The 11,187-nt window shown below is 54.0% G+C and carries 9 protein-coding genes and 1 pseudogene; 8 read left to right on the forward strand and 2 right to left on the reverse strand.

Translation table 11 applies throughout. The annotated features are described in order from the left end of the window. The first annotated feature begins 63 nt into the window (after positions 1 to 63). The 6 genes from KGB28_RS01800 (at position 64) to KGB28_RS01825 (ending at position 8,247) form a co-directional block, all read left to right on the forward strand. The gene (locus KGB28_RS01800) at positions 64 to 1,611 is read left to right on the forward strand and encodes a UxaA family hydrolase (RefSeq protein WP_223441639.1); all 1,548 of its coding nucleotides are present in this window, start codon (positions 64 to 66) and stop codon (positions 1,609 to 1,611) included. Positions 1,612 to 1,671: 60 nt separating this feature from the next. Continuing rightward, positions 1,672 to 3,252: an aldehyde dehydrogenase (NADP(+)) gene (locus KGB28_RS01805; protein WP_223441650.1), complete on the forward strand. Its 1,581-nt coding sequence runs from the start codon at positions 1,672 to 1,674 to the stop codon at positions 3,250 to 3,252. Positions 3,253 to 3,537: 285 nt separating this feature from the next. Then, entirely contained in the window at positions 3,538 to 4,971 is a 1,434-nt protein-coding gene (locus KGB28_RS01810; protein ID WP_223441652.1) for an MFS transporter, read from the forward strand. A gap of 170 nt (positions 4,972 to 5,141) precedes the next feature. Next, positions 5,142 to 5,972, forward strand: coding sequence for a shikimate dehydrogenase family protein (locus KGB28_RS01815; RefSeq protein ID WP_223441654.1), 831 nt, complete (start codon positions 5,142 to 5,144; stop codon positions 5,970 to 5,972). Positions 5,973 to 5,978: 6 nt separating this feature from the next. Continuing rightward, positions 5,979 to 6,998, forward strand: coding sequence for a Gfo/Idh/MocA family protein (locus KGB28_RS01820; protein ID WP_223441657.1), 1,020 nt, complete (start codon positions 5,979 to 5,981; stop codon positions 6,996 to 6,998). A gap of 175 nt (positions 6,999 to 7,173) precedes the next feature. Beyond that, the gene (locus KGB28_RS01825) at positions 7,174 to 8,247 is read left to right on the forward strand and encodes an MBL fold metallo-hydrolase (protein WP_223441661.1); all 1,074 of its coding nucleotides are present in this window, start codon (positions 7,174 to 7,176) and stop codon (positions 8,245 to 8,247) included. A 178-nt stretch (positions 8,248 to 8,425) separates the two neighbouring features. On the opposite strand, the gene KGB28_RS01830 is transcribed toward KGB28_RS01825, so the two are convergent. Continuing rightward, positions 8,426 to 9,013 (reverse strand): TetR/AcrR family transcriptional regulator, encoded by a 588-nt coding sequence (locus KGB28_RS01830; protein WP_223441662.1) that lies wholly within the window; start codon positions 9,011 to 9,013, stop codon positions 8,426 to 8,428. A gap of 78 nt (positions 9,014 to 9,091) precedes the next feature. Between KGB28_RS01830 and KGB28_RS01835 the strand changes: the two genes are divergently transcribed. After that, positions 9,092 to 9,976 carry an SDR family oxidoreductase gene (locus tag KGB28_RS01835; protein WP_223441663.1) on the forward strand — a complete coding sequence of 295 codons (885 nt, stop codon included), beginning with the start codon at positions 9,092 to 9,094 and terminating at the stop codon, positions 9,974 to 9,976. Between the two features lie 226 nt (positions 9,977 to 10,202). Further along, positions 10,203 to 10,527 (forward strand): annotated as a pseudogene (locus KGB28_RS01840) (ArsR/SmtB family transcription factor). Here KGB28_RS01840 and KGB28_RS01845 read toward each other — a convergent pair. Continuing rightward, the gene (locus KGB28_RS01845) at positions 10,514 to 10,831 is read right to left on the reverse strand and encodes a nucleotidyltransferase family protein (RefSeq protein ID WP_317853282.1); all 318 of its coding nucleotides are present in this window, start codon (positions 10,829 to 10,831) and stop codon (positions 10,514 to 10,516) included. The pseudogene KGB28_RS01840 and the gene KGB28_RS01845 sit on opposite strands and share 14 nt — an antisense overlap. Between the last annotated feature and the right edge of the window lie 356 nt (positions 10,832 to 11,187).

Genomic DNA, 11,187 nt, shown 5'->3' on the forward strand with positions numbered 1-11,187 from the left:
GCCGGCACACAAGTGCGGCGCTATTAGCGATCGCGCCACCCCCCAGCAGCCCGTGAGGATGCGATGGAACTGATCATGAAAACCGGCGCAGCAGCTGTGCTGCGTTTGAATCCGCTGGACGATGTGCTGATTGCACGCCGACCTTTACTCGCGGGCGAAATCCTTGAGCAAGAAGGCGTGACCATCCGGCAAGCGATCGTCCCGGGCCATAAAGTTGCCTCCCGCCGTATCGAAGCCGGTCAACCGGTGAGGCGCTATGGGCAAATCATTGGTTTTGCTGTTGTCGACATAGAAGCAGGCGAGCACATCCATGTGCACAACTTGGCGATGGGGGAATTCACTCGAGATTATGCTTTCAGCGTCGACGCGAAGCCCAACGTCAAGCCGAGTGAAGCCCCGTCGTTCATGGGTATCGTACGCCCGGATGGACGTGTCGCGACGCGCAACTACATCGGCATTCTTACGTCAGTGAATTGCTCTGCCACAGTAGCCCGGGCCATCGCAGACCATTTTCGTCGGGACATCAATCCCGCCGCACTGCAAGCGTATCCAAACGTCGACGGTGTTGTTGCTCTGACGCATTCCGCCGGCTGCGCCGTTGATCCCGCGGGCGACGGTTTGAGCATGTTGCGCCGGACATTGGCGGGATATGCGACCCATGCCAACTTTGCGGCCGTGTTGGTGATCGGGTTGGGCTGCGAAACGAACCAAATCGACTCATTACTCACGACGCAAGGACTCACCCGTAGTGATACCTTGCGCACGTTCAACATTCAGGACAGTGGCGGTACGTCCAAGGCCATCGCCAGTGGCATTGGCCATGTGAAGGAATTGCTTGGCGAGGCCAATCGGATTCAGCGTGAATCGGTCAGCGCTCGCCATCTGATCGTAGGGCTTCAGTGCGGCGGCTCGGATGGCTACTCCGGTATTACTGCCAACCCTGCGTTGGGTAATGCAGTGGATCGCCTGGTCGCCTGCGGCGGTACCGCGATTCTTTCCGAAACCCCTGAAATCTACGGTGCCGAACACTTACTGACGCGGCGGGCTGTGAGCCGTGAAGTCGGCGAAAAACTGATCGCTCGAATTCATTGGTGGGAACGTTACTGCGAGCGTATGGGGGCCGAATTAAACAATAACCCCTCTGCCGGCAACAAGGCAGGTGGCTTGACCACCATTCTGGAAAAGTCACTGGGCGCCGTGGCGAAGGCCGGCTCGAGCAACCTGATGGATGTCTACGAATATGCCCAGACCGTCACTGCCAACGGGCTGGTTTTCATGGACACCCCTGGCTACGACCCGGTCTCCGCAACCGGCCAGGTCGCTGGCGGTGCCAACCTGATTGCGTTTACCACCGGTCGCGGGTCGGCCTATGGCTGTGCCCCTGCCCCATCAATCAAGCTGGCGACTAATAGCGCCTTATGGGCTCGTCAACGAGAAGACATGGACATCAACTGCGGCGAAATAGCCGAAGACACGTTGACCATCGAAGCGTGCGGTGCAGCGATCTTTGAAACCATGCTACGCATTGCCTCGGGCGAGCGCAGCATGAGCGAACAACACGGATACGGACAAAATGAGTTCGTGCCTTGGCAGATCGGCGCCGTCACCTGATTTTCAATCCTGGGAATGCCTTGCCCAGCTATCTCTTGCACATTCATCCTGGAGACAACGATGTCCCTCATCACCGGCCAGAATTTTATCGGCGGCCAGCGCAGCGCCGCCGGTACCATCATCGTCAAGAGCGTGGATGCCAGCACGGGGGAAACCTTACCCTATGCCTTCCACCAGGCGACCGCGCAAGAAGTCGAGGACGCGGCCCATGCAGCCAACAACGCCTTTTTTAGCTACCGTAGCCTGAGCGCGAGCAGACGGGCTGAATTTCTCGATGCCATTGCCCAAGAGCTAGAAGCTCTGGACGATGAGTTCCTTGCCCTGGTTTGCCGTGAAACAGCACTGCCTGTAGCTCGTATCCAGGGCGAACGTGCACGTACCAGCGGTCAAATGCGCCTCTTTGCAAACGTACTGCGGCGTGGTGACTTCTATGGCGCTCGCATCGACCAGGCATTACCACTTCGCAAGCCGTTGCCGCGCCCTGACCTTCGCCAGTACCGCACCGCAATCGGTCCGGTTGCTGTATTTGGTGCCAGTAATTTCCCGTTGGCTTTTTCCACGGCCGGCGGCGATACCGCCTCCGCGCTCGCGGCTGGCTGTCCGGTGATATTCAAAGCCCACAGCGGCCACATGGCTACTGCGGAACAGGTCGCCAATGCGATTATCCGGGCGGCCGAACGCAGCGGCATGCCCGCCGGTGTCTTCAACATGATTTATGGCAGTGGCGTAGGCGAAGCCTTGGTAAAACACCCGCTCATCAAGGGCGTTGGTTTTACCGGCTCGCTCAAAGGCGGTCGAGCATTGTGCGACATGGCCGCCGCTCGCCCCGAGCCCATTCCAGTCTTCGCCGAGATGTCGAGCATCAACCCGGTAGTGATCCTGCCCGAGGCACTCTCGCGTCGGGCCGACAGTATCGCTCACGATCTTGCCGCCTCAGTGGTTCAAGGTTGTGGGCAGTTCTGCACTAATCCAGGACTGGTGGTTGGCCTTCGCTCGGATGCATTCAGTGCCTTTCAGGATAGAGTGACAGCGTTGATAAACGACCAACCGGCACAGACAATGCTCAACGCAGGCACCCTGAGTAGCTATGCTTCTGGGTTGCAGAACCTGCACGCGCACCCAGGCATCGTGCATCTGGCTGGCAGCAACCAACAGGGGCACCAGGCCCAACCACAATTGTTCAAAGCCGACGTAGAGTTGCTGCTAAAAGGCGACAAGGTCCTTCAAGAGGAAATCTTTGGCCCTACATCTATCTTCATCGAGGTCACTGACCAGGCGCAGCTCAACGCGGCCATCAATGCCCTTCACGGACAGTTGACCGCAACCTTGATTGGTGAACCAGAAGACCTAACGCAATTCGCAGAGTTGACTGCTTTGTTGGAGGTGAAGGTCGGTCGCATCCTCATCAATGGCTACCCAACGGGTGTCGAGGTCTGCGATTCAATGGTGCACGGCGGCCCTTATCCTGCGACTTCCGATAGTCGCGGCACCTCGGTCGGCACCGTGGCCATCGACCGCTTCCTGAGACCCGTCTGCTTCCAGAACTACCCCGATGCATTGCTTCCCGATGCGCTCAAGAACGCGAATCCGTTGAGCATTTCGAGGCTCGTCGACGGTTATCCCTCGCGAGATAGTTTGTAGGTTGGCAAACGTGCAAGACGGCATGTAGACGGATTGATTAAGGCGCGCGGGCTAGCGCGCCTTAAGGTCACCCTGCTCCTCTTACACCCTATTCGCTCAATTGCACGAGCGGGCTTTAGCGTGCTCGCTCGGCTTGGCGAGGACGTCCTCAACACCTCACAAATAACCTGCGTCCCCCTTGATCGACCAAGGAACGACTCCCCTTGACAGGGCGGTAATCTCGGTAACAGAATTACTGATGGAACGTAGTTACAATAACAACAATTGAGAAACCGGAGACACGTTATGAAGCAGAGCATACCGATCGACGCTCATTCCAAAAGCCAGTCAAAGAAAGCCGCAGCCAGCGGCTGGATCGGCTCGGCACTGGAGTATTACGACTTCTTTATCTATGCGACCGCGGCGGCCTTGCTGTTTCCACAGCTCTTTTTTCCGTCTGATAACCCAGCGGTCGGCATCATTGCCTCTCTGGCCAGCTTTGGTGTGGGCTATATTGCTCGACCGATAGGCGCTGTCGTCCTAGGGCATTTGGGTGATCGCCACGGCCGTAAAACGGTTCTGGTTTACTGCATGTTCCTGATGGGCTTCTCTACGATGTGCATCGGACTTCTGCCAACGTACCAGCAGATCGGGATCTGGGCGCCGGTGCTGCTTGTGACGTTGCGCCTGATTCAGGGTTTTGCGGTGGCCGGGGAGATCTCCTGCGCCAGTTCCATGATTCTCGAACACGCCCCGTCCGGTCGCCGTGGTTACTTCGCGAGCTTTACTCTCCAAGGGGTTCAGGCCGGGCAGTTGCTCGCGGCGGCAGTTTTCTTGCCTCTCGCTCACTTTATGCCTGCGGATCAGTTCGCATCCTGGGGCTGGCGGATTCCGTTCCTGCTCAGCGTCGTTGTCGTCATCATGGGATATATCATTCGCCGCCAGGTCGACGAGACACCTGTATTTGCCAAACAAAAAAAGCAAGGCGAAGCTACTGTCCTGCCAGTTGTCGAAGTCATCCGGCAGAGCTGGGGTGATCTCTTGCGTGTGATCTGCATGGCACTTGCTGCGGTGATCGCCATTGTCGCCTCGGTATTCGGCGCTACCTATGCGGTTCAACCGGCCTATGGAATCGGTTTCCCTGCAGGCGTCTATTTGTGGATTCCTCTGCTGGGTAACATGTGCGCGGTGATCCTAATCCCCTTCGTTGGTAACCTCTCAGATAAGATCGGCCGCAGGCCCCCACTCATTGTTGGCGTGCTCTGCGCAGGGATACTCTCGTACGCCTATCTGTACGCTATCAGCATCCATAACCTATGGCTTTCGCTGGTTCTGTCCGTACTCATGTGGGGCGTCGCCTATCAGGGTTATAACGCTATATTTCCAAGCCTCTTTCCCGAATTGTTCCGTACTCGGGTGCGTGTAACTGGCATGGCCATCGGACAGAACATCGGAACCGCAATGACTGCGTTTCTTCCGGCACTTTTCGTCACTGTTGCGCCCCCAGGCTCCGACAACATCCCACTGAAAATCGGTTCTCTAACATTAGGTATCTGTGTTGTCGCTGTGATCGCGGCGCTCACTACACGTGAAACATACCGGATTCGGCTTGAGGATCTTGGCAAGCGCGGCGCGGTGCCTATCGCCAAGGATGAATATGATCGTATGCGGGCCGCAGCGATGTCGGAGGCGCCCAAGACAGGCGCGCCAAAAGACTTGGCTAGCCAAGCGCACTCCTAACGACTCCGGCGATCATGTTGGGGCGACATTAGGTTTTCGCCCCCCTACAGGTTGGACGAGCAGAGCAGCGTCATAGGTCAGGTGATTACCCATGCCTAATCGCGGACGCTGTAGATTCCCTAAAACCGAGCAAGTCTGCTCCCCCTGCCATCATCAAATATCAGGCAACCATGGCCTCACATATCACAGGAACAACTCGGCTTTATGGATTGGTCGGCCATCCGCTGACGGCTGCCAAGTCTCCGCAATTATTCAACCGACTCTTCATAGAACAGCAGGCAGACGCGGTTTGTGTTCCATTGGAGGTCAAGGCCGATGACCTGCCCTCGTTCGTGACGGGTGCCAGGGCACTGAACAATCTCGCTGGCATCCTGGTCACCATGCCTCACAAGCAAAGGATGCTGGCGGTTGTCGACGAACTTCATCCGACTGCGCGTCAAGTCGGTGCAATCAACGTCATTCGTTGCGAGACAGACGGACGCTGGGTCGGCGCTGTATTCGATGGCCTCGGCTGTGTGCTTGGTATGCAATGGGAAGGCTACTATCCAGCGAACAAAAACGTTCTTTTGGTCGGCGCTGGAGGCGCAGGCAGAGCGATCGCATTTGCCGTCGCGTCGGCGGGCGCTCGATCGCTGACTATTTCCGATGTCGACGAACAGCGAGCCGAGGAACTGGCGAAAGCCGTTGCTGCCGAAACAGGTTGCATAACGCATTCCGGCCCTCCCGACCCACATGACTATGAAATCGTGATCAATGCCACGCCGCTTGGCATGAGCAAGAATGATCCTATGCCTGTGGATCCCGAGCGGCTCGAACCCGGCACCCTCGTCGTCGATATCATCAACTCGCCGGACTCGACACCGCTTTGCACTGCTGCGCGTCAACGAGGTTGTCGTACCCAGGACGGGGGCCCCATGCACAAAGGTCAGGCGCTGCTTGCACTGCGCTTCCTTGGGTTCGATTACCACCCCGATAACGTAACAGCACCGCGCCAGGAGTGAGTACATATGAAAGTTGCGTTACTGGAAGTCAGCCATTGGCATGTCCCACTGTATCTGAATGCCCTTGAGACCCATGGGGTCCAAGTGGTGGCCGTGTCGGATTCAGAGCACGTGAAGGGCGAGGCCATTGCTGAGCGATTCAAATGTGCGCTGTATAGCTCATCCTATGAGTTGCTTGAGCGCGAGGAGGTCGATTTTGCTTTCGTGTTCGGCAGGCATTCGCAAATGCCGTCGCTGGCAGAGGCCGTGATCGCACGAAACATCCCCTTTGCCCTGGAAAAGCCCTGCGGCATCAACATGGCACAGGTCACACGGCTACGCGAGCTGGCCGAACAAGCCAATCTCTACTGTGCTGTACCGCTGATCTTCCGCATGAGTGAACTGCTGAGTGCTCTGCAAGATGCTGAGGGGCGTTTGGCCGCGGACTTCAACTACATGTCTTTCCGGTTCATCGTAGGTCCGCCCGCTCGCTATGAAACTGCAGGCTCAGGCTGGGCCATCGATCCCGCTTTTTCAGGAGGTGGATCGACGATCAACGTGGCTACGCATTTCATAGATCTCTTCAGACTATTGACCGGTAAGGAGGTCTCGCGAGTCTCAGCCGTCATGAATTCACTCACGCATCGAGGGGCCGTCGAAGACTATTCGTTATTGACCCTGCAGACTGAAGATGGCGTGATCGGTGTTGTGGAAACGGGATACAGTTTCCCCAGTACCGCCGACGAGCAGCGCGAGTTCTCCTTCACCCTTTCATCCGATCACATGTATGCCAAATCCGGTCCCGACCGAATCGAAATAAGGGATCGACGGAACCTTGCCGCCGGCACTCGAAGCCGCCGACTACAACTGGACACTGACGTCTATTACCCACTGTTCGTCAAGCAAGTGCTTGCTGAATGCCGTAACGGGGCCAAGCCAATTGCATCATTACGCGACGCCGAGGCAATCATGCAGGTCATGGACGCGGCCTACGCTTCGGCTCGGCAAGGAGGTGCGCTTTTGACGCTTGCGCCGACGCCTGAATGATTCGAGCCACCGAGCTGAATCCGACACCTAAGCAGCTAACAATTGGGATTTGCGCCGTTGTCTTTTTCAGATCGAGCTGATGGGGGTCGCATAATTTTCCGGTCTCCATGTCCACATGATGTCGAAGAATGGCGGGCTGCCATCCATGTTACCGAACCATCACTAGGTGGGTGGGTTGCCTGCCACCCTCGCCTGCCTAGATATGAATCAGCATTGTAGTGGTGGCCTTCCCTTTAGAGTCGCAAAAGGTGAGCCAGACGGACGACATGGTCATCGATGTGACAAGGCCTTGACATCATGTACCGATCGTTCCATCATGTGTCTTGATGAAAGCGATGATACAGCGAAAGGCATATTGCACATGAAAAAAACAGCAATTGTTAAAAAGTTAGTATTAACTTGCGCCCTTCTGCTCGGAGCGGGAACAGTTTCCGCCAACCAATCAGCCAAAGTTCTTAATCTAAATTTCCATGTATTCACCTCCGAGGACGATGGATTTTTTGATAACTCGGTGGTTGTTGAGGGAGATAAAGAACTCCTGCTAATTGACGCGCAACTTACCCGAGCGAACGCGCTTAACGTCCTAAACTTGATACGATCACTTAAAAAAGATCTTAAACAAATCTATATTACTCACGAGCATGCTGACCATTTCCTAGGATTGGAAGTTTTTAAGGACGCTTTTCCAAATGTGGAGATTTTAGCCAATTCTAAGGTCGCGAGCCGTATCGATGAAGTATATAAGGCTAAACTTGAAAAATGGCATGACGTACTGGGGTCAAAAGCAGCCACTCGCGAAATTCCCATAACTAGTTTTGATGGGAACCAACTCAGCCTTGAAGATACGAAAATCGAGATTCACAAACATCTCCAAGGGGACACTGATGAGAACTCCTACCTTTGGTTTCCAAAAGAGCGCGTCGCAGTGGTGAGTGACATGGCCTATGACCAAATGCACGTCTATACCGTGGAAACGACTCCTGAGAGCCGAAAACGCTGGGTTCAAAATCTCGATGTGCTTGCACAACTAAAGCCTAATATTGTCATCCCAGGTCATAATTCCCCAAATAAAAAACTTGACGCCCATAGCGCAATTGATTTTACAAAACAATATCTTTTAGTGTTTGAAGAAGAACTTTCAAAATCAAGCTCCCGCACAGAGCTTCAAAAGCGCATGAAAGTAAAATATCCAGATGCAGAGCTTTTCTTTAGCGTCGAAAGAGCATCCGCTAAATTTTTTGGTCAATAATATTTATTGCGCAATGCTCTCTCTCAGTTGGCGGATGAATCGCCCTCTCCCATAGCGTCAAGCGATGGTTGGCACCATGGAAAGTACCAGGCTATTTTAACGATATCACCGCACGCCTCTTCACCAAGCGTCACCAAGCGATAAAGGTTAAGTCACCCAACTTATACGCGGCTATTGTTTATATATGACTTTGAGGCCACGTCAACATTGCAAGGTCAATGAGATGGGCAAGTGTCTGGCTAGGAGCTCCGACTGAAGGCAGATTTACGATGGCCTGCAATACTCCAAAGTAATACCAAGCCAGCAGATCCAAATCGACATGCTGCTCGATCTCACCCTCCAACTGCCCATGAGTCAGAATCTCCAAAAAAATCTGCCGCTGCTGGCAAGCTGCTGCGTTCGCGGCTCTCTTTCCTGCGGCAGTGAGGTCTTCTTGCTCAGCGTTACTGCGAGATATCAGGCAACCAGAGGGGCGCTTTACGTCAGATTCCCTCGGAAGAAACTCACGTAGCAGTGCTTCTACGCTCGCTTTGGAGTTCTGTGCTCGGGTCGATCTCATTCGCGTCAATACGCGGTCGGTATACAGCTGAAGAGACTCGTTGAAGAGCCCATCCTTATCTTGGAACCGCTGGTATAAGCTTGATCGAGACAGTCCAGTTGCCTCGGTCAGATCGCTAACAGATGCATTTGCGTACCCATGACGCCAGAAAACACCCGTCGCCGCTTTTAGTACTGCATTTTCGTCATATTGCGGTTTACCGCTCATAAATCCTCCGTTGATAACCTGGAACGATCAGACCAAGATAGATGGAATGATCGTTCCATGATATAGGAAGATTTTACTATGCTCAACCAATCGACTAATCGGGCGCAACCAATCAGCATCGCCATTGCCGGCGCGACAGGCCGCGTAGGAAGGCGGTTGATCAGTCAGTTAGTGCAAGACCCGGTCAGCATACTTGCACTCACACGTCAGAAATCATCCACGTCCTTCCCGGAAGGGGTGGCCTCTGCAGAGTTGGATTTTGATCAGCCGATAACGCTCAGAAAAGCGCTTGTAGGTGTCGAGAAACTGTTCATTGCTCACGGCACTTCCCCGCAACAAGTCGCTAACGAGATTGCCCTCATTGACGCTGCCGTAGAAACTGGCGTGCAGCACATCGTAAAGCTTTCGGTTATGGGGCCATCGACCCCTCTTAATCCATTTGCTTGGCATTCATTGATAGAAGCACATCTGGGTCAACAATCTATAGCATCTACTGTATTGAGACCAACTACGTTCATGGACGTACTCAAGCGTGCTGGCAACGCTGTTGCTACGGGCACTTGGGCCGGCGCCGCAGGCAATGGACGTGTAAATCTGGTAGACACTCGAGATGTAGCGGACTCTGCACGCATAGCATTACTGGAAGAGGTAGCAGAAGGCTCCCAACGTGCGTATCACCTAACAGGGCCTCGAAGTTGGACAATGCCGCAAATTGCTGAGGAATTATCCAGTCTGTTAGGCTACACAGTCACCTATACTCATCGCTCCCCCGCCGAACATCGCTCTGCATTGGTTGCCGAGGGACTCTCCCCGTTTGTAGCTGAGATTCTTGTGGGCCTTGATCGCATTTTCCATGATTCCGTACTGACAGAACGAACCTTCACTGTTGAAGACCTCACCGGTACTCCGCCGCGTTCGCTGTCCGTCTGGCTTCGCGAGAACCTTGATATATTCAAGAAATAGGTGCGGCCAATATTTAGCAGCCGAATTTAGCTCATTCTCGGCAGCCACATATTATTTAATAGAATAGCTGTAATCGAAGTGTTGATATAGCAGGTTAGCCAAAGGCATGAACGCGTGACCGAGCGTGCAAACTTAGACTATCCCAACCGAGCATCATCGCTTAATAGACAGTTGCTTCCAACAGCAAATACTCAACTTGTAAATCTTACGCTATAGATTGCTGTTCATGAGGGCATTCAGACATCCGGAAGCTAAGGAGTTCGTTCTTGAGCTTGTTCTCCATGCTTTAAGCGACCCTGTGCGCATGGAGATTATTCGCCACCTTGCTGGCGTCAGTGAAGCGACCTGTAGTGAGTTAGACCTAAACCAAGCGCTTCCCACCACTTCAGAGTTCTACGTGATGCGGGGTTGATGCGCACTCGCAACGTTGGTGCAACCCACATGAACTCTCTTCGTAAGGATGAGCTGAAATACGCTTTCCAGGGCTGCTTGACTCCATACTCAGCCATTTCACGTCGCCAAGCGGTAAGCGTACGGTTAAGTCGCCTTGATGGAAGGGATGCGAGGTAGCGTCGCCGACGCAAACGTGAGCACTGGCCATCTCCTCATCCAGTTTTTGGACTTGAAGGGGTCTTGATAGATCGTTGATTTCTCCGTGGCAAACATCCCCGCTTGCCTGATAATCAACTCAAAAAGATCATCATGTCCCAGCGGTGCTGCGACTTCGCATGAGCCTTCGCATTCGACCTGACCAATCAATTGCATTCCATTTGACCAGCTACCGAGACAATCCGTTGTGGTCAGCGCATAAAGGCGAAACGGAAATCGGTACCACCCGCAAGAATCGGTAAGTATTCAGGTAAATGTAGGGCTATCTTTCTTGCGAACTTTCCAGCAAGCAGGTGCCAGATGAGCATTTACAGGATGAAAGATTGATTGGTATCCGTAGCGAATAAAATGTGAACAGCTGCTCCGAGTCGGGTGGACGCATTTGTTGACATCGAACTGCCAGCTCGACCAGGTTAGATTGCGCAAGCCTCAATTATCGGGACGATACCGTGAGTGCTGATTGCCACCCTATCGACGCATGCCGAGTCTTGCTTGAGGCTCGCCTGCGGCTGGTAGAGCCCGATCTAATTTTCATCGCAAGGGGCTGGCGGGCGATGAGACGCAAAAATACGAGACGCTTCTCGGGGGGGGGGGGGAAGAGA

This window comes from Pseudomonas sp. BF-R-19 (assembly GCF_019956445.1).
Lineage (GTDB): Bacteria > Pseudomonadota > Gammaproteobacteria > Pseudomonadales > Pseudomonadaceae > Aquipseudomonas > Aquipseudomonas fluorescens_BH.